We start from the raw sequence: 17,499 nt of genomic DNA on the forward strand, positions 1-17,499 counted from the left end.
TAACGCCCTGGAAACACAGGGCGCCCCCGTCACGCCAGATCCGGGGGCGCGGTCACGCCGAACTCGCGGCGCAGCACGCTGCGCGCCGCGAGGTAGCCGCCCATCCCGTGCACGCCGGGCCCGGGCGCGGCGGCGGCCGAGCAGAGATAGACGCCGTCGGCGAGGTGCCACGGGTCGGCCGACGGCACCGGCCGGGCGAGCAGCTGCGGCAGGCTCACCGCACCGGTCGCGATGTCGCCGCCGCCGAAGTTCGGGTTCCATCGCTCGATCTCGGCCGCGCTCCGCGCGCTCGAGGCGAGCACGAGATCGCGGAAGCCCGGCGCGAAGCGCTCGATCTGCGCGGTCACCGCCTCGGTCGGGTCGACCGTCGAGCCGCGAGGTGCGTGCAGGTAGGTCCAGAGCACGTGCTTGCCCGCCGGTGCGCGCGTCGGATCGAGCACGGTCGGCTGCGACACGAGCACGTAGGGGTGCTCGGGGAAGCGGCCCGCCGCCACCTCGTTCTCGCTCGCCGCGATCTGCGCCCGGGTGCCGCCGAGGTGCAGGGTCCCGGCCGCCCGGGCGTCCTCGTTCGCCCACGGCACCGGCCCGTCGAGCGCGAAGTCGACCTTCCCGACGCCGTTGCCGAAGCGGAAGCCGACGAGCAGCGTGCGCAGCAGCGGCGCGAGCCGGCGGCCCGCGATCGACAGCAGCGCGGGCACGCTCGTGTCGAAGAGGACGGCGCGGGCCGTCGGCACGTCGCAGAGCGACCGCACCGGGTGGCCCGTCTCGATGCGGCCGCCGTGCGCGCGCACGTCGGCCGCGAGGGCGTCGGCGATCGCCTGCGTGCCGCCGACCGGGATCGGCCAGCCGCCCGCGTGGCCGGCGACGGCGAGGGCGAGCCCCGCGGCGGCCGGCCCGGGCGACGGCAGCCGGCGGATCGTGTGCGCGAAGACGCCCGTGAGCAGGGCCGGCGCGGCCTCGGTGCGCCACCGCCGGTTCCAGAGCGGCGTGCCCTGATCGAGCGCGGCGAGGCCGAAGCGGGCGGCGACGAGCGGCTGCGGCGGGATGCGCAGCACCGGGCCCGTGGTGAACCGGACGACGTCGTTCGCGCGTTCGACGAGTGGGCCGAGCAGGCGCCGCCAGGCGGGGCCGTCCGCTCCGAGCCCCTCGACCGTCCGGTCGAGGTCCCGCCAGGCGAGTGCCGCCCGGCCGCCGTCCAGCGGGTGCGCGTAGGAGAGCTCGGGCGTGACGAACGGCACCTTCTCGGCCAGGCGGAAGCGGCGGAAGAACGGTGAGGCGAACGCCATGGGGTGCACCGCCGACCCGAGGTCGGAGCGGAAGCCGGGCAACGTCGTCTCGGCGCTGCCCGCACCGCCCCCGACCGTGTCCGCCCGCTCGTAGACAGCCACCGAGAGACCCGCCCGGGCGAGCGTCACCGCAGCGGCGAGCCCGTTCGGGCCCGCGCCGATCACGACGACGTCGAGGTCCGTCATGCCGCGGACCGCCGGGAGCGCACGACCCGATCCTGGCCGACCGCGACTGGGAGCGTCGACCACCCCACCCGGCTCCGCCGACGGGGGCCGCGGTCCCCCCGGGCATCGGGCAGGATGACGCCATGCCGGAACTCGAGACGGTGCACGACGACGTGCACACGCGCTACCTCGCCTCGCTCGAAGGGGAGGTGATCGGCGAGGTCGTCTACCGCGACACGGGCAACGGACGCATCTTCATCCACAGCGAGATCGCGCCGTCGCACGAGCACCAGGGCTACGGCACGCGCATGGTGCGCGCCGCCCTCGACGACACCCTCGCCGCGGGGCTGAAGCCGATCGCGCAGTGCTCGATGGTGCGCAACTTCCTCGCCGAGCACCCCGACTACAGCCGCCGCTGACCGATCGGCGCATCCCGCTCGGCCGGTCCGCGCCTACACTGTTCGGGCCGCTGATCGAGCCAGGGCGGTGCCGAGAGGACCATGCAGCCGCTGACCGAAGAGCAGATCCGCGCCTCCTTCGTGAACGTGCCGGAGGTCGACGCCGAGCGCGTCCCGATGCCCGGTCTGCACGAGGTCGTCTGGGACGAGCGCGAGTACCTCGGCTGGCACGACGCCCGCGCCCCGCAGCGCGCCTACCTCACGGTGTGGAAGGGCGACCGGCCCGTCTCGCTCGCGCTGCGCAGCAACCCGAGCATCCGCGGCGGCATCAACGCCATGTGCAACCTCTGCCACACGCCGCAGCCCGGCGCCCAGGTCTCGCTGTTCGCGGCGCCGCGGCCCGGCGAGGCCGGCCGCAACGGCGACACGATCGGCACCTACATCTGCTCCGACCTCGGCTGCTCCGCCACCATCCGCATCACGCCGCCACCGGCGCCGATGCAGCTGCCGCCGGAGGAGATCCTCCAGCGCCGCATCGAGGGGCTCCAGTCGCGGCTCGACGCCTTCACCGACGGGCTGCTCGGCGCGGCCTGAGCCCGCCCGCCCCGATCCACCGGCTCAGGGCAGCAGGAAGCCCTCGACGAGCAGCTCCCGCGTCTCGGGGAGGGCTGCGCGGAGCACGGCCTCCGGGTCGGCGTCGAGGAGGCGCGCGACCGCCGCGGCGAGGTCGCCGAGCGGGAGCTCGCCGTCGCAGGCGCCGACGATCGCGGCCGTCGCCGTGTCGACGCGGCGGGTGCGGGTGAACCCGTCGCCCTGCCGCAGCTCGAGCACGGTCGGGTCGGCGGCGCCCGGCCAGTAGTGGCGGTGCTCGGTGACGTCCGGCGCCACCCGCAGCCGCTGCGCGGCGAGCGCGTCGTCGCCGAGCGCCGCCTGCGCGTCGTGCCCGGCGAGGCCGACGGCGAGCGCCCGGCCCACCCCGGACACCGGTCCGGCGAGGTGCTCGAAGCGCCGCAGGGTCGGCCGCTCCCCCGCCGCAGGCGCCCGGAGGGTCACGTAGCCGGCGCCGATCGCGGTGACGCCGCGGTCGGCGAGGTCGTCGAGCCAGAGGCGCACGAGCTCCCGCCAGCGCCGGCCGCCCGGCTGGGCTCCGCCGTCGCGGACCCAGGTCTCGGCGTACTCGGCGGGGTCGAGCAGGTCGCGCTGCACGACCCACACGTCGAGGCCGTCGGCCCAGCCGAGCACGCGCTCGCGCGCCGCGACCTCGTCGCCGTGCACCTCCCAGTTGCCGAGCAGCTGCGCGACGCCCCTGGGCGCGAGGTGGTCGCGGGCTCCCCGCACCACGGCTTCGACGAGCCCGTCGCCCGGCAGACCGCCGTCGCGGTACGTGTACTCGGGCACCCCCACGCGCCGAGGCGTGATCACGAACGGCGGGTTCGACACGATCCGGTCGAACCGCTCCCCGGCGACCGGCTCGTACAGGCTGCCGAGCCGGAGGTCGAGCTCCGCCCCGTTCAGCGCCGCGTTGAGCCGGGCGTACCCGAGGGCGCGGGGCGACACATCGGTGCCGACGACACGGTCGGCGGTGCGCGCGGCCTGCAGCGCCTGCACCCCGCTACCCGTGCCGAGGTCGAGCACCGACCCGGCCGCGGGCAGGGTGAGCCCCGCCAGCGTCGACGACGCGGCGCCGGCGCCGAGCACGTGCTCCTCCGGCAGCTCGCCGCCGAGGGCGAGCTCACCGAGGTCGGAGACGATCCACCACGACGCGACGCCGTGCTCGTCGGCGAGGGCGAACGGCCGCAGGTCCGCGGCCGGGGCGACGAGCTCGCCGTCCCGACGGATCAGCCCGAGCCGTTCGGCGCCCTCGAGGCCGAGGGTGGGCAGCGCCTCGGCGAGCGCGGCGCCCGGCACGGGGTCGCCGAGCACGAGGAGGCGGCCGAGGATCCGGACCGCGGTCGCGGGGCGCCGGTCGAGCTCGGCGAGGGCCGGCACCGGGTCGTCGCGGCCGAGTGCCGCGGCCGCGACGGGTCCCCAGGCCGCCTCGAGCCCGTCGACGGTGTAGCCGGCGGCGTCGAGGTCGTGCCGCAGCCGCTCGACGAGCGCGGGCTCGGGATGCTCCTGCATCCGACCATCCTGTCGCCGCGATGCGGGCAGCGGGCCGGGAGCGGTTTCGGCGGGATGCGCGACGCGAGGTCTCGATCGCGTCGCGCATCCCGCAGCGTCGGGACGATCGGACATCCCGAGCAGGGGCCCCGACGGCGGTGAGTGAAGAGAAGAGGTTCGTCCTCGGGGCTGTGTGCAGCGTAATCGGAGGCCCGGATCGGGCTCCCCCGTGTCGTGCACCCCGTTCCGGGGGCTTTCGGTAACGATTCGCTGCGAGCCCTCTGCGACCGGCCCGAGCGCCTGAGGCGCTTGCAGAAGAACGCCTGGTCAGGGGCCGATCAGGACGATCCGGGGTCGGGGCGGTGGTACCAGGAGTGGTATCACCGGACGTGGTCCGACGCCGTTCCGGGCGACGCCGAGCGGGTCGGCGAAGCGGCGAGGTCAGCCCCGGTCGAGCACCGCGAGCACGTTGCCCGCCGGGTCCTTGAACCAGGCGATGTCGGGCCCGTATCCGGCCGCGCGACCGCGCACGATGCCGCGCTCGTCGGCCGGGTACGGCAGGTCGTCGTAGATGCGCGTCGCGACGCCCGCCGCGTTCAGCGCGTCGACCGTGCCCTCGAGGTCGTCGACGACGAAGTTCAGCACCGTGAAGGTCGCCGGCTGGTGGTCGGGCTTCGCGTAGATCCACAGCTCGGCGCCGTCGGGCAGCGTGGCGACGAGGCCGCCCATCTGCTCCTTCACCTGCAGGCCGAGCCGGCCGCCGTAGAACGCGCGGGCCTGATCGATGTCGTCGACCGAGATCCCGGAGAACGTGTTCGCACCTTCGAGCACCGCTGCCTCCGTCCGCGGACGCCGCACGGGGTGGCCGCGCCCGAAGCGTAACGGGGCGGGCCGACGACCGGAACGGCCGCGAGAGCGCGACGCGGTCCCGCAGACGCCATCGGCGCTCTCTCGCACCCCCACGATCCCGAGGCAGCGACGCGGCCGCGGAGTCCCGTCGAGCCCTCCGCCTCCCAGCCGACGGTGCGATGATGCGACGACCGCCTCGAACGAGCGCAGCCACGTCTCGGGCGCGCGTCGCGGTGACGGGCGGCAGGGCGATCCTCTGACCACCCCAGTTCGAGGCACGGTTCGGTAACGGCCCGCCGCGTGGCGGGAATGCCCGGGCGGTCGTGCCCGATTGTGCCTGGTCGGGCGCGCGGTGGTCGCGCGCCCGAGGAGCCTTGGAGGACGTCGTGCCCGTTCCCCACGGCCGGGCCGTCGCCCGGATCCGCGTGCTGACGGCCGCGCTCGTGGTGGCGGTGGCGACCACGCCACTCGCGGCGTGCGCACCGTCGACGCCCGGGACGCCGCCGGTCGCGACGGCACCGACGCCGGCAGCGACGGAGGACGCCGCGGCCGGTGTCGCTCGCGGCACGGGGCTGAAGCCCGTGGTGAACACCTGGGCCGAGCGCCGGATCGTGGACGATGCGGCCGCCGGCTCGCTCGTCGTCGCGCCGCCCCACCGCAACGGCGCGCTCGCGGTGTTCGTCCACGGCAGCGGCGAGGGCCGCCGCACGATCGTCGACGACCGCCGGCAGTCCGGGGTGGTGCACGACCTCGTCGAGCACGGCTACGTCGTGCTCGCGGCCGACGCCGGCGGCCGGGCGTGGGGGGACGCGGCGAGCGTCGCCGACTACCGCACGCTCATCGCCCGCACCGAGCGCGCCTACGGCCTGCACGACGTCTTCCTCATGGCGGAGTCGATGGGCGGGCTCGCCACGATGCGGCTCGCGCGCACCGTGCCCGGCGTCCGCGCCGTCACCGCCTGGTACCCCGTGTACGACCTGCGCACCATGGCGACGAAGCACCGCTTCGCCGGCTGGATCCGCCGCGACTGGGCCGGCGCGGACCGCTCGGTCGTCTCCCCCGTCGCGGTGCCCCGAGTGCCGATGATGATCTGGGCCTCCGCGCACGACACCGTCGTGTCGGCCGCCCTGAACGCGCGACGGCTCGCCGCCGCGGAGCGCGCTGCAGGCGGCTCGGTCGTCTACACGCCGACGATCGGGAACCACGGCGACGCCTCGAACTTCCACCCGGCCGCGGTCGTCCGGTTCTTCGACGCGCACCGCCTGCAGACCGTGCTGCGATCCGCGTCGGCGACAGGCACGCGAAAGGCCTGACAAACCGCCGAGAATGCGGCACCCTGTGCGGATGCGTCCATCATCGCTGCTGGCCGTCGTCCCCGCGCTCGCCGCCGCGCTCGCGCTGCTCGCGCCCACCGCGGCGTCGGCGTCGCCGCTCCAGCCCGAGCGGACGGGCCCGTCGGCGACCGCCGCCACGACCGGGAACGACATCTCGTACCCGCAGTGCGGGAGGAGCACCCCGAGCGGCGCGCTCTTCGGCCTCGTCGGCGTGAACGGCGGCAACGCCGCGAACTACAACCCCTGCCTGGGCGGCCAGTTCGCCTGGGCGCGGACGACCCCGGGCACGGCGACGCAGCCGGCCGCCGGGCTCTACGTCAACACGGGCAACGCCGGCGCGCAGGCCTCGTGGTGGCCCGTCTCCGACAGCGACCGGCCCAATGCCGCGCCCAGCCCGGGTCCGACCGGCGCCCTGCCGGTGGCCAGCGTCACGTACCCGTCGGGCAACGCCGTCGGCTGCGGCGCGAAGGGCACGCCGTACGGCCCCGAGTGCGCCTACGTCTACGGCTTCGTCCGCGCCGAGCAGGCCGTCGAGTACGCGAAGGAGCAGCTCGGCGACCTGACGGGCCGCAAGTGGTGGCTCGACGTCGAGACGAGCAACACCTGGTCGTCGACGGACACCGCGAGCAACGCGGCGTCGCTCGCCGGAGCAGCCGACTACCTGACGACGGTCGGCGGCGCCGGCAGCGTCGGCGTGTACTCGACCACCGCCCAGTACCGCACGATCGTCGGCGGCACGGGCGCCACCGTGCCTTCGCGACCGGACGGCAGCACGAGCCCGCTGATCGGCGTGCCCGAGTGGGGCGCCGGCGCGCCGAGCCAGAAGACGGCGCAGTCGAACTGCTCCGTCACCCCGTTCACGGGCGGCCGGATCGCGCTCACCCAGTACGTCTCGGGCGGCCTCGACTACGACGTGTCGTGCAAGGTCCAGTACTGACGCGCCCCGCTCGGAGCCTTCGCGGGCAGGGCTCGTAGGTTCCTGCCATGGCCCTTCCCTCGACGCTCCCGTTCCCCGCCGCCACGAACCTCGGCAGCGGTGCGAACGCCGCCGGGATGGTGGTCGTGCTCCTCGCCGTCGCGGTGCTGATCGTGGTCGCGGTCGTGTTCTTCGTCCGGCGCCGGCGCTGACGTGGGCGGAGGAGGGCGCGTCCTCGTCACGGGCAGCAGCCGCGGCATCGGGGCCGCGATCGCGACGGCGCTCGCGCGGGCCGGATGCCGGGTGGTCGTGCACGCGGGTCGCGACCGCGGGGCCGCGGAGTCCGTGCGCGACGCGCTCCAGGGCGACGGGCACGCCGTCGTCGTCGGCGACGTCACGGATCCGGACGTGTGCGCGGCGGTCGTCGCGCAGTCGATCGCCGCGCTCGGCGGCCTCGACGTGCTCGTGCTGAACGCCGGGGTGTACGAGGCGCATCCGATCGACGCGATCGACTACGCCGGCTGGCGCGACGCCTGGCGGCGGACGCTCGACACGAACCTCGTGGGGCCCGCGAACCTCGCCTGGCTGCTCGTCGACCACCTCCGCTCTCGTCCCGAGGGGGCGGGAGGCGGTCGGGTCGTCGCGGTGGGGTCGCGCGGCGCGTACCGGGGCGAGCCCGTCACGGCCGCATACGCGGCGAGCAAGGCGGGCCTGCACGCGATGACGCAGTCGCTCGCGCTCGCCCTCGCGCCGCACGGCGTGCTCGCCGCCGCGGTCGCTCCGGGCTTCGTCGAGACCGACATGGCGCGATCGGTGCTCGAGGGCCCGGACGGCGACGCGGTGCGCGCCCAGAGCCCCTTCCGCCGGGTGGCGCAGCCGCACGAGGTGGCGGACGTCGTCACCTGGCTCGCCACCGACGCCCCGCTCTGGGTGAGCGGCGCGGTGCTCGACGCGAACGGCGCCTCCTACCTCCGATGAGGCGTCGATAGCGTGGAGGCATGACGCAGGCGTCCTACTACGACACGAGCACCTGGGATCCGCGCGACGTCGTCGCGGGCGGCAACCGGATGGTGCCCGTCACGACCCCGATCGGCGACTTCCGGGTCTGGACGCGCCGGGTGGGCACGAACCCCGACCTCAAGGTGCTCCTGCTGCACGGGGGCCCCGGCGCCACCGACGAGCTCTACGAGCCGTTCGACCTCTGGCTGCCGCCGGAGGGCGTCGAGTACTACTACTACGACCAGCTCGGCTCGTACCGCAGCGACCGACCGACCGACCCCTCGCTGTGGGACCTCGGCCGCTTCGTCGACGAGGTCGACCAGGTGCGCCGCGCGCTCGGCCTCGACGCGTCGAACCTCGTGCTGCTCGGCCAGTCGTGGGGCGGCCTGCTCGCGCTCGAGTACGCGCTGCACCACCAGGAGCACCTGAAGGGGCTCGTCATCTCGAACATGATGTCGAGCGCGCCGGCCTACAACGCCTACGCCCACGACGTGCTCATGCCGGCGATGGATCAGGAGGCGCTCGCCGAGATCCAGCGCCTCGAGGCCACGGGCGCGACGGACGACCCGCGCTACGAGGAGCTGCTGATGGAGCACCACTACCAGCAGCACGTCTGCCGCTTCCCGCCGGACGAGTGGCCGGAGCCCGCCGTCCGGAGCCTCGCGCACATCAACCCCGACGTCTACGTACCGATGCAGGGCCCCTCCGAGCTCGGCCTCTCCGGCTCGCTCGAGACGTGGGACCGCTCCGGCGACCTCGGCCGCATCACGGTGCCGACCCTCACCATCGGCGCGACGCACGACACGATGGATCCCGAGTACATGCGGTGGATGGCGGAGCAGCTGCCGAACGGCCGCTACCTGCACTGCCCGGACGGCAGCCACCTGTCGCAGTTCGACGACCCGACGCACTACTTCCCGGGTCTGCTCGACTTCCTGAAGTCGCTCTAGCCGCCTGCTCCGGATCCTTGCCGCTCTCAGCCCGGCAGAGCGGCAAGGATCCGGAGCAGCCCGGGGGACGTCAGGCGTTGGCGCGCTCGAGCACGAGCTCGCGGACCCGGGCCGCATCGGCCTGGCCGCGCATCGCCTTCATGACCGCGCCGATGACCGCGCCGGCGGCCTGCACCTTGCCGTCGCGGATCTTCTGCAGCACGTCGGGCTGCTCGCCGAGCGCCTGGTCGATCGCGGCGAGCAGCGCGGAGTCGTCCGACACGACGGCGAGCCCGCGGGCCTTCACGACGTGCTCGGGGCTGCCCTCCCCCGCCACGACGCCCTCGAGCACCTGCCGAGCGAGCCGGTCGGTGAGCTCGCCCGTCTCGACGAGGGCGATGAGCTCGGAGACGTGCAGCGGCGACACGAGCGAGCCGGGCTCGACGCCGCGCGCGTTCGCGATGCGCAGGATCTCGCCGAGCCACCACTTGCGGGCCTGCGCGGGCGCCGCGCCGGCCCCGACGGTCTCCTCGAGCTCGACGAGCACGTTCGCGTTGAGGATGTCGCGGAACTCCGAGTCGGTGAAGCCGTAGTCGGCCTGCAGCCGACGGCGGAACTGGGTCGGCGACTCGGGCAGCGCCGCCCGCAGCTGCTGCACGAGCTCGGCCGAGGGCCGGATCGGCAGCAGGTCGGGCTCCGGGAAGTACCGGTAGTCGTCGGCGTCGGACTTCGGCCGGCCCGCGCTCGTCGTGCCGGTGTCCTCGTGCCAGTGCCGGGTCTCCTGCACGATCGAGCCGCCGGCCTCGAGGATCGCGGCCTGGCGCTGGATCTCGTAGCGCACGGCCCGCTCGACGCTGCGGAGGCTGTTCACGTTCTTCGTCTCGGTGCGCGTGCCGAGCCGCGTCTCGCCGCGCGGCCGGAGCGAGACGTTCGCGTCGCAGCGGAGGTTGCCGCGCTCCATGCGGGCACGGCTGATGCCGAGCGAGCGCACGATGTCGCGGATGGTCGCCACGTACGCCTTCGCGAGCTGCGGGGCGAGGTGCTCCGCGCCGAAGATCGGCTTCGTGACGATCTCGACGAGCGGCACGCCCGCGCGGTTGTAGTCGACGAGCGCCGCGTCGGCGCCGTGGATGCGGCCCGTCGCCCCGCCCATGTGGGTGAGCTTGCCGGCGTCCTCCTCCATGTGCGCCCGCTCGATCGGCACCTGGAAGAGGGTGCCGTCCTCGAGCTCGACCTCGACCGAGCCCTCGAAGGCGATCGGCTCGTCGTACTGGCTGATCTGGTAGTTCTTGCCGAGGTCCGGGTAGAAGTAGTTCTTCCGCGCGAACCGGCAGGACTCCGCGATCGAGCACCCGAGCGCGAGGCCGAGCGAGATCGAGTAGCGCACCGCCTCGGCGTTCACGACCGGGAGCGACCCCGGCAGGCCCATGTCGACAGGCGCGACGGCCGTGTTCGGCGCGGCCGGGTCGTCTCCCGCGGCCGGGTTCGGCGCGGCGGAGAACATCTTCGTCGCGGTCGACAGCTCGACGTGGACCTCGAAGCCGAGCACGGGCTCGTACTTCGCGAGGGCCTCGTCGTAGTCGAGGAGCACGTCGGTGGCGTTCGGTGCAGCCATGGTCAGGCCGTCCCTCCGTCGGGTTCGGTGCCGGCGCCAGGAGCTGGGGCCGTGCCCGGCGTCGAGCGGATGGTGCCGCCGGCGCCGTGCAGGCCGAGCGCGGGCGCGCGGTCGAGCAGCGGCCCGCCCCACTCGGCCTCGAGCACGGCCTCGAGGGCGGCGGCGACGCGGTAGAGGCGGGCGTCCTCGCGCGCGGGCGACATGAGCTGCAGGCCGACCGGCAGCCCGTCCTCGGGCGCGAGGCCGATCGGCATGCCGAGGCCGGGCACGCCCGCGAGGTTCGCGGGGATCGTCGTGATGTCGTTCAGGTACATCGCCATCGGGTCGGCGAGCTTCTCGCCGAGCGGGAAGGCGGTCGTCGGCGCGGACGGCGAGACGAGCACGTCGGCCTGCGCGAAGCACGCGTCGAAGTCGCGCTGCACGAGCGTGCGCACCTGCTGGGCGCTGCCGTAGTAGGCGTCGTAGTAGCCGGCGGAGAGCGCGTAGGTGCCGAGGATGATGCGGCGCTTCACCTCGGGGCCGAACCCTGCCTCGCGCGACAGCGCCGTCATCTGCTCGACGGTGACGTCGCCCGGGTCGACGCGCAGGCCGTACCGCACCGCGTCGAAGCGGGCGAGGTTGCTCGACGCCTCGGCCGGGAGGATCAGGTAGTACGCGGCGAGCGCGTACTCGAAGTTCGGGGCCTGCACCTCGACGACCTCGGCGCCGCGCTCGGCCATGCGCTTCAGCGCCTCGCCGAAGCGCTGCCGAACGCCGGCCTGGAAGCCGGCCCCGTCGAGCTGGTGGACGACGCCGATACGGAGGCCCTCGAAGGAGCCCGCCGCGGCGCCCTCGCGAGCGGCCGCGGCGAACGACGGCCAGTCCTCCTCGAGGCTCGTCGCGTCGTGCGGGTCGTGGCCGCCGATGACGTCGTGGATCAGCGCCGCGTCGAGCACCGTGCGCGAGACGGGTCCGACCTGGTCGAGCGACGAGGCGAGCGCGATCGAGCCGTACCGGGACACGCCGCCGTACGTCGGCTTCACACCGACCGTGCCGGTGACGGCCGCGGGCTGGCGGATGGAGCCGCCCGTGTCGCTGCCGAGCGCGACGGGCGCCTCGAACGCGGCGACGGCCGCCGCGGAGCCGCCGCCGGAGCCGCCCGGGATGCGGGTGAGGTCCCACGGGTTGCGGGTCGGGCCGTAGGCGGAGTGCTCGGTCGACGACCCCATGGCGAACTCGTCCATGTTCGTCTTGCCGAGCGGCACCAGGCCCGCGGAGCGGAGCCGGGCCACCGGGGTCGCGTCGTAGGGCGGCACCCAGCCCTCGAGGATGCGCGAGCCGGCGGTGGAGGGCATGTCGAGCGTGCAGAGCACGTCCTTGATGGCGACCGGCACGCCGGCGAGCGGGCTCGCGGCGCGTCCTTCGGCGCGGTCGCGGTCGACGTGCTCGGCCTGCTGCAGCGCCCGCTCCCCCGCCACGTGCAGGTAGGCGTGCACGTCGGGGTCGACCGACGCGATGCGGTCGAGGTGCGCGCGGACCGCCTCGACGCTCGAGACCTCGCGCCGGTCGAGCCGTTCGGCGAGCTGGGCCGCGGTCAGGCGGACGAGCTCCGCCTCCCCCGCCACTACTGCTCCTCGCCGAGGATCGCGGGCACGCGGAAGCGGCCGTCCTGCGCCGCGGGGGCACCGGCGAGCACCTGCTCGGGCGTGAGGACCGCGCCGACCACGTCGTCGCGGAGCACGTTGACGAGCGGCAGCGGATGGCTGGTCGCGGGCACATCGGGGGTCGCGACGCGGCGCACCCGCGCCACGGCGTCGACGATCTGGGTCAGCTCGCCGGCGAGGTGCTCGATCTCGTCGGGCCGCAGCGCGATGCGCGCGAGTCCGGCGAGATGCGTCACCTCCGCGGCGGTGATCACGGCCGGCGGGGTCGCATCGCTCATGGCCTCCATCCTAGGAAGGCGAGGCGGGCCGCCCGGACGGTCAGCGGGCCAGGGCGAGGACCCCGGTACCCGTGCTCGCATCGGAGGTGACCCGGTCGCCGCGGTCGACGCCGACGAGCGCGAGGTTGCGCATCGCCTCGCTCGTCGGCGCGAAGTAGCCCATGTGACCGACGGCGGACGTGAGCCGGGCGCCGGTCAGCGGGTCCCGGCCCCCGGCGGTCCCGAGCGGTACCGCGCCGTAGCCGGGGCTCGCCGGGTCGCTGCCGAAGAAGCCGCTCGTGGCGACGCCGTCCCAGACGGCGTGTCCGACATAGACCTGACCGCTGCGCACGGCGAGCTGCTTCACCGACTGGGCGGGGCTGCCCGGCGCCCCGATCATCGCGAGCGCGTCGGCGGAGAAGAGGTGCGCCTGCAGCGCGAGCAGCGCGGCGGTCGCGCCGTACGAGTGGGCGAGCACCGCGAGGTAGGGCCGGTCGCCGCCCCGGACGGTGTTCAGGCCGTTCACGGCGTCGGCGAGCCGCAGCGCCCCGTCTCGCGCGGCGCCGAAGGAGAGCACGCCGAAGACGTCCGGGGTGCGGTAGCCGATCCAGGCGACGACCGCCGAGGTGCCGGACCTCAGGCGCGGCGCCAGGGCGTGCTGCTGGGCCTGGAGGGCGGCCGCGGTGTCGGTCCAGTCGACGATCTGATCCGCGACGGTGAAGTACATGCCGGGCACGAGGAAGTCGACGGCCTCCGCCGTGGCGAGGTCGCCGACGGCGACCGCGGCGCGGCCACCGGACACGTCGAGCGTGACGAGCTCACGACGCGGGCCGCCGGGGGGCGCTTCGAGGGCAGCGGCGACCTGCTCGAGCGCGGCGAGCCGCTGCGCGAGGACCACCCCCTCGCCGCGTCCCGTGCCCTGGGACTGCTGCCGCTGGGCGTCGGCGAGGCCGGCGGCGAGCGCCGAGCGGTTCGCCGTGTCGCGGGTGTCGTAGGGCACGCCCTCGAGGTTGCCGATCACCTGCGGCGCGACGCGCAGCAGCCGTGTGCGCGCCTCGGCGGGAAGCCCGTGCCACCAGCGGGCCGTGCGGGCGGGCGCGGGCTCCGTGGCGGCCAGCACCCGCGCGTCCAGGTCGATGCGGGCGCGGTCCGCGTCTCCCCGGGTCACGGCGCTGGTGAGGTCGGCGACGGCCTCGTCGGCGGCGCGGCGGTCGGGGGCGACGAGCGCGGTCGGCACGGCCGGGGGTGCGGCGACGGCGCCCATGGTGAGGGACGCGGCGACGAGCAGAGCGAGCACGCGACCGGCCATCGGTGCACCTCCCCCGCGTTCGAGCGCACAGGGGGAAGGAACCGCCACGCCCCCCGCGTGACCCTCACACTAGGGACACCCGGACGGGGGGCGCCAGTCCCCACGCAGACACGATCTGCTAACAGGGACCGGACGTCCACGCGGTCATCCCGCGGGAGGCTCCTCGGGACCGGGGGCGGCCTCGCGGACGGCCTCCGGCCCCTCCTCCAGCAGGCGACGGAAGCCGTCGGCGTCGAGCAGCGGCACGCCGAGCTGCTCGGCCTTCTGCAGCTTGCTGCCCGCTCCGGGCCCGGCGACGACGAACGCGGTGCGCTTCGAGACGCTCGAGCCCGCCTTGCCGCCGGCGGCGACGACGGCCTCCTCGGCCTCCTCGCGGGTGAAGCCCTCGATCGTGCCGGTGACGACGACGGTGAGCCCGTCGAGCGGGCCGCGCTCGCGCTCCTCCGCGAGTCCCGGCCCCGGGTGCCCGGGGATCTCGAGGCGCACGCCCGCTGCCGCCCAGCGGTCGACGATCTCGCGGTGCCAGTCGATCGCGAACCAGTCGACGACCGCCTCGGCGATGATCGGGCCGACGCCCTCGACGGCGGCGAGCTGCTCCTGGCCGGCGGCACGGATGGCGGCGATGGAGCCGAAGTGCGCGGCGAGCGCCCTGGCCGCGACCGGTCCGACGTGCCGGATGCCGAGTCCGACGAGGAAGCGCCACAGGTCGCGGGTCTTCGCCTGCTCGAGGTTCGCCAGCAGGTCGAGGGCCTGCTTCGAGGGCTCGCCGTTCTTCTTCACGAACGGCGAGACCCGCTTCGGCGACCCGTCGTCGGTGAGGCGCGGCAAGCCGGTCTCGGGGTCGCGGACGATCGTGCGGATCGGCAGCAGCTGCTCGATCGTGAGGTCGAAGAGGTCGGCCTCGGTGACGACCGGCGGCACCGCGGGCTCGTCGGGCTGCGTGAGCGCGGCCGCGGCGACCTCGCCGAGCGCCTCGATGTCGAGCACGCCGCGGGACCCGATGTGCTCGACGCGGCCACGCACCTGCGCTGGGCAGCTGCGCGAGTTCGGGCACCGCAGGTCGATGTCGCCCTCCTTCGCCGGCTTGAGCGGCGTGCCGCACTCGGGGCAGTCGGCGGGCATGACGAACTCGCGCTCGTCGCCGGTGCGCAGCTCGACGACCGGGCCGAGGACCTCGGGGATGACGTCGCCCGCCTTGCGGAGCACGACGACGTCGCCGATGAGCACGCCCTTCTGCTTGACGACCTCCTGGTTGTGCAGCGTCGCCTGGCGCACCTCGGAACCCGCGACCCGCGCCTTCTCCATCACGGCGAACGGCGTGGCCCGGCCGGTGCGGCCGATCGAGACGACGATGTCGAGCAGCCGCGTGTGCACCTCCTCGGGCGGGTACTTGAAGGCCACCGCCCACCGCGGGGCGTGGCTCGTGGCGCCGAGAGCCACGTGCAGGTCGAGGTCGTCGACCTTGATGACGATGCCGTCGATCTGGTGCTCGACGCTGGCGCGCGCGGAGCGGTAGTGCTCGATGTAGGCGGCCACCTCGTCGACCGTGTCGACGACCCGGAAGTGGCTCGAGGTGGGCAGCCCCCACTCGGACAGGAGCCCGTAGACCTCGCTCTGCGACTCGACGGGGGTCTCGGCCTCGATCTGCTCGACGGGCCACGCGCCGATGCCGTGCACGAGCATGCGGAGGCTGCGGATGCGGTCGCGCATGAGCTGGAGGCGGGCCTCGCTCTTGCCCTCCTCCTTCTGCCGCAGCGATCCGCTCGCGGCGTTGCGCGGGTTCGCGAACACGCGCTCGCCCGCCTCGGCCTGCCGCGCGTTCAACGCGTCGAACGCCGCGACGGGGAAGAAGATCTCGCCGCGCACCTCGACGAGGTCGGGGTGGTTCGTGCCCTTCAGGCGCGCCGGGATGGTGCCCATGGTGCGGACGTTCTTCGTGACGTCCTCGCCGGTGACGCCGTCGCCGCGGGTGGCCGCGCTCACGAGCACGCCGTGCTCGTAGCGGAGGTTGATGGCGAGCCCGTCGATCTTCAGCTCGCAGAGCCAGCGCACCGGACGGTCGGGCGCGGCCTTGGCCGCGTCGCGGTGCACCCGGTCGCACCAGGCCGAGAGCTCGTCGCGGCTGAAGATGTTGTCGAGGCTCAGCATCGGCTCGGCGTGCACGACCGGCGCGAAGAGCGTGGTCTCGGGGGCGCCGCCCACGGTCTGCGTGGGGCTGTCCGGGCGCAGCAGCTCGGGGTGCTCGGTCTCGAGCCGCTCGAGCCGGTGGACCAGCTCGTCGTACTCGGCGTCGGACGCCGTGGAGCCGTTGCCCTCGTAGTACTGGTGCCGGAGCTCGCGGATGCGGTCGGTCAGCACCCGCACCTGCTCGGCGGCGGCCGGATCGGGCTCGGTGCGCACGGTGTCGCTCACGGGGCCGAGCATAGGAGCGGCCACCGACAGGACGGCGGGTTCTCCACAGATCCCGCAGCCGCCGGAAAGGCGGCCCCGATCAGGCCAGCGCGGTCGCGGCGACGGTGCGGTCGACCGTCACCTGGCCGAGCACGCGGGTGCCGTCGTAGAGCACGGCGCTCTGCCCGGGCGCGAGCCCCGCGATGGGCTCATCGGGGCGGACGACGACCTCGCCGTGCGTCACCGCGGCGGTCGCGGGCACCGGATCGGCATGAGCCCGCACCTGCACCGCGCAGGCGAAGCGCTCCGGCAGCGGCTCCCCCGTCGTGCTCCACCGCGCACCGGCGAGCTCGCCGACGGCGAGCGACTCCTTCGGTCCGACGACCACCGTGTTCGTGGCCGGGCGCACCTCGAGCACGAAGCGCGGCCGGCCGTCGGGCGCGGGCCGCTCGAGCGAGAGGCCCCGGCGCTGGCCGACGGTGTACGCGACGGCGCCGTCGTGCCGACCGACCTGCTCCCCCGCCTCGTCGACCACGGGGCCCGGCGCGCGGCCCAGCCGGTCGGCGAGCCAGCCGCGGGTGTCGCCGTCCGGGATGAAGCAGATGTCGTGGCTGTCGGGCTTGCGGGCGGTCCGCAGCCCGCGGCGCTCCGCCTCCGCGCGGACGAGCGCCTTCGACGGCGTCTCGCCGAGCGGGAACATCGCGTGCGCGAGCTGCTCGCCGGTCAGCACGCCGAGCACGTACGACTGGTCCTTCGCCTCGTCGGAGGCGCGATGCAGCTCGCGGCGGCCGTCCGCCGAGGTGCGCACGAGCGCGTAGTGCCCGGTGCAGACGGCGTCGAAGCCGAGCGCGACGGCGCGATCGAGCAGCGCGGCGAACTTGATCCGCTCGTTGCAGCGCAGGCACGGGTTCGGGGTGCGGCCGGCGGCGTACTCGGCGACGAAGTCGTCGACCACCGCCTCGGCGAAGCGGTCGCTGAAGTCCCACACGTAGAAGGGCATGCCGAGCACGTCGGCGACGCGACGCGCGTCGAGCGCGTCCTCGACCGTGCAGCAGCCGCGGCTGCCCTCGCGGAGCGTGCCGGGGTTGCGGTTCAGCGCGAGGTGGACGCCGGTGACGTCGTGCCCGGCCTCGACGGCGCGGGCGGCCGCGACGGAGGAGTCCACTCCCCCGCTCATCGCCGCCAGCACCCGCACGGCGTCCAGGGTAGGCGCCGCCTGGCCCCGGCGGGGCCGGACCGGCGTGCGCCGTGCGGGATCCGGTGCGTCCCGCAGGACCAGCCCGCCCAGGGGCCTGCGCGGACGTCCGG

General features: G+C 74.8%; 16 protein-coding genes. 7 read left to right on the forward strand and 9 right to left on the reverse strand.

Translation table 11 applies throughout. From position 1 onward, the window contains the following. Nucleotides 1-29: 29 nt before the first annotated feature. Nucleotides 30-1,472 (reverse strand): NAD(P)/FAD-dependent oxidoreductase, encoded by a 1,443-nt coding sequence (locus QDR37_RS01910; RefSeq protein ID WP_279711854.1) that lies wholly within the window; start codon nucleotides 1,470-1,472, stop codon nucleotides 30-32. A 122-nt stretch (nucleotides 1,473-1,594) separates the two neighbouring features. Here QDR37_RS01910 and QDR37_RS01915 point away from each other — a divergent pair, with 122 nt between their 5' ends. Both QDR37_RS01915 and QDR37_RS01920 read left to right on the forward strand, forming a co-directional pair. Then, nucleotides 1,595-1,870, forward strand: a complete 276-nt coding sequence (locus QDR37_RS01915) for a GNAT family N-acetyltransferase (protein WP_279711855.1) — start codon at nucleotides 1,595-1,597, stop codon at nucleotides 1,868-1,870. Nucleotides 1,871-1,951: 81 nt separating this feature from the next. Continuing rightward, entirely contained in the window at nucleotides 1,952-2,443 is a 492-nt protein-coding gene (locus QDR37_RS01920) for an FBP domain-containing protein (protein ID WP_279711856.1), read from the forward strand. A 24-nt stretch (nucleotides 2,444-2,467) separates the two neighbouring features. Here the strand turns inward: QDR37_RS01920 and QDR37_RS01925 are convergent, their stop codons facing one another. Together QDR37_RS01925 and QDR37_RS01930 are read right to left on the reverse strand one after the other, a co-directional pair. Then, entirely contained in the window at nucleotides 2,468-3,970 is a 1,503-nt protein-coding gene (locus tag QDR37_RS01925; RefSeq protein ID WP_279711857.1) for a methyltransferase, read from the reverse strand. A 420-nt stretch (nucleotides 3,971-4,390) separates the two neighbouring features. Then, nucleotides 4,391-4,780, reverse strand: a complete 390-nt coding sequence (locus QDR37_RS01930) for a VOC family protein (protein ID WP_279711858.1) — start codon at nucleotides 4,778-4,780, stop codon at nucleotides 4,391-4,393. A 404-nt stretch (nucleotides 4,781-5,184) separates the two neighbouring features. On the opposite strand from QDR37_RS01930, the gene QDR37_RS01935 reads away from it, so the two are divergent. Genes QDR37_RS01935 through QDR37_RS01955 form a run of 5 tightly spaced genes read left to right on the forward strand, consistent with a single transcriptional unit; the run spans nucleotide 5,185 to nucleotide 8,997 of the window. After that, nucleotides 5,185-6,111 carry a hypothetical protein gene (locus QDR37_RS01935; RefSeq protein ID WP_279711859.1) on the forward strand — a complete coding sequence of 309 codons (927 nt, stop codon included), beginning with the start codon at nucleotides 5,185-5,187 and terminating at the stop codon, nucleotides 6,109-6,111. 31 nt (nucleotides 6,112-6,142) lie between these two features. Further along, nucleotides 6,143-7,069, forward strand: a complete 927-nt coding sequence (locus QDR37_RS01940) for a hypothetical protein (protein ID WP_279711860.1) — start codon at nucleotides 6,143-6,145, stop codon at nucleotides 7,067-7,069. A gap of 47 nt (nucleotides 7,070-7,116) precedes the next feature. Then, a complete protein-coding gene (locus QDR37_RS01945) occupies nucleotides 7,117-7,260 on the forward strand; it encodes a hypothetical protein (protein WP_279711861.1) in 144 nt (47 codons plus the stop codon). Nucleotide 7,261: 1 nt separating this feature from the next. After that, nucleotides 7,262-8,026, forward strand: coding sequence for an SDR family NAD(P)-dependent oxidoreductase (locus tag QDR37_RS01950; protein ID WP_279711862.1), 765 nt, complete (start codon nucleotides 7,262-7,264; stop codon nucleotides 8,024-8,026). A gap of 20 nt (nucleotides 8,027-8,046) precedes the next feature. Next, the gene (locus QDR37_RS01955; protein ID WP_279711863.1) at nucleotides 8,047-8,997 is read left to right on the forward strand and encodes a proline iminopeptidase-family hydrolase; all 951 of its coding nucleotides are present in this window, start codon (nucleotides 8,047-8,049) and stop codon (nucleotides 8,995-8,997) included. A gap of 70 nt (nucleotides 8,998-9,067) precedes the next feature. Here the strand turns inward: QDR37_RS01955 and gatB are convergent, their stop codons facing one another. The 6 genes from gatB to mnmA all read right to left on the reverse strand — a co-directional run bounded on the left by gatB (nucleotide 9,068) and on the right by mnmA (nucleotide 17,386). After that, nucleotides 9,068-10,591, reverse strand: a complete 1,524-nt coding sequence (gene gatB, locus QDR37_RS01960; protein WP_279711864.1) for an Asp-tRNA(Asn)/Glu-tRNA(Gln) amidotransferase subunit GatB — start codon at nucleotides 10,589-10,591, stop codon at nucleotides 9,068-9,070. Between the two features lie 2 nt (nucleotides 10,592-10,593). After that, the gene (gatA, locus tag QDR37_RS01965) at nucleotides 10,594-12,195 is read right to left on the reverse strand and encodes an Asp-tRNA(Asn)/Glu-tRNA(Gln) amidotransferase subunit GatA (protein WP_279711865.1); all 1,602 of its coding nucleotides are present in this window, start codon (nucleotides 12,193-12,195) and stop codon (nucleotides 10,594-10,596) included. After that, on the reverse strand, nucleotides 12,195-12,512 hold the full coding sequence (gatC, locus tag QDR37_RS01970; RefSeq protein WP_279711866.1) for an Asp-tRNA(Asn)/Glu-tRNA(Gln) amidotransferase subunit GatC: 318 nt from the start codon (nucleotides 12,510-12,512) through the stop codon (nucleotides 12,195-12,197). The genes gatA and gatC overlap by 1 nt, the downstream gene beginning before the upstream one ends. A 40-nt stretch (nucleotides 12,513-12,552) precedes the next feature. Beyond that, the gene (locus tag QDR37_RS01975; protein ID WP_279711867.1) at nucleotides 12,553-13,800 is read right to left on the reverse strand and encodes an alpha/beta hydrolase; all 1,248 of its coding nucleotides are present in this window, start codon (nucleotides 13,798-13,800) and stop codon (nucleotides 12,553-12,555) included. A gap of 144 nt (nucleotides 13,801-13,944) precedes the next feature. After that, nucleotides 13,945-16,224, reverse strand: coding sequence for an NAD-dependent DNA ligase LigA (ligA, locus tag QDR37_RS01980; RefSeq protein ID WP_279711868.1), 2,280 nt, complete (start codon nucleotides 16,222-16,224; stop codon nucleotides 13,945-13,947). A gap of 67 nt (nucleotides 16,225-16,291) precedes the next feature. Then, entirely contained in the window at nucleotides 16,292-17,386 is a 1,095-nt protein-coding gene (mnmA, locus tag QDR37_RS01985) for a tRNA 2-thiouridine(34) synthase MnmA (protein ID WP_279711869.1), read from the reverse strand. Nucleotides 17,387-17,499 lie beyond the last annotated feature (113 nt).

This window comes from Amnibacterium sp. CER49, from assembly GCF_029846255.1.
In the GTDB taxonomy this organism is placed as follows: Bacteria; Actinomycetota; Actinomycetes; order Actinomycetales; family Microbacteriaceae; genus Amnibacterium.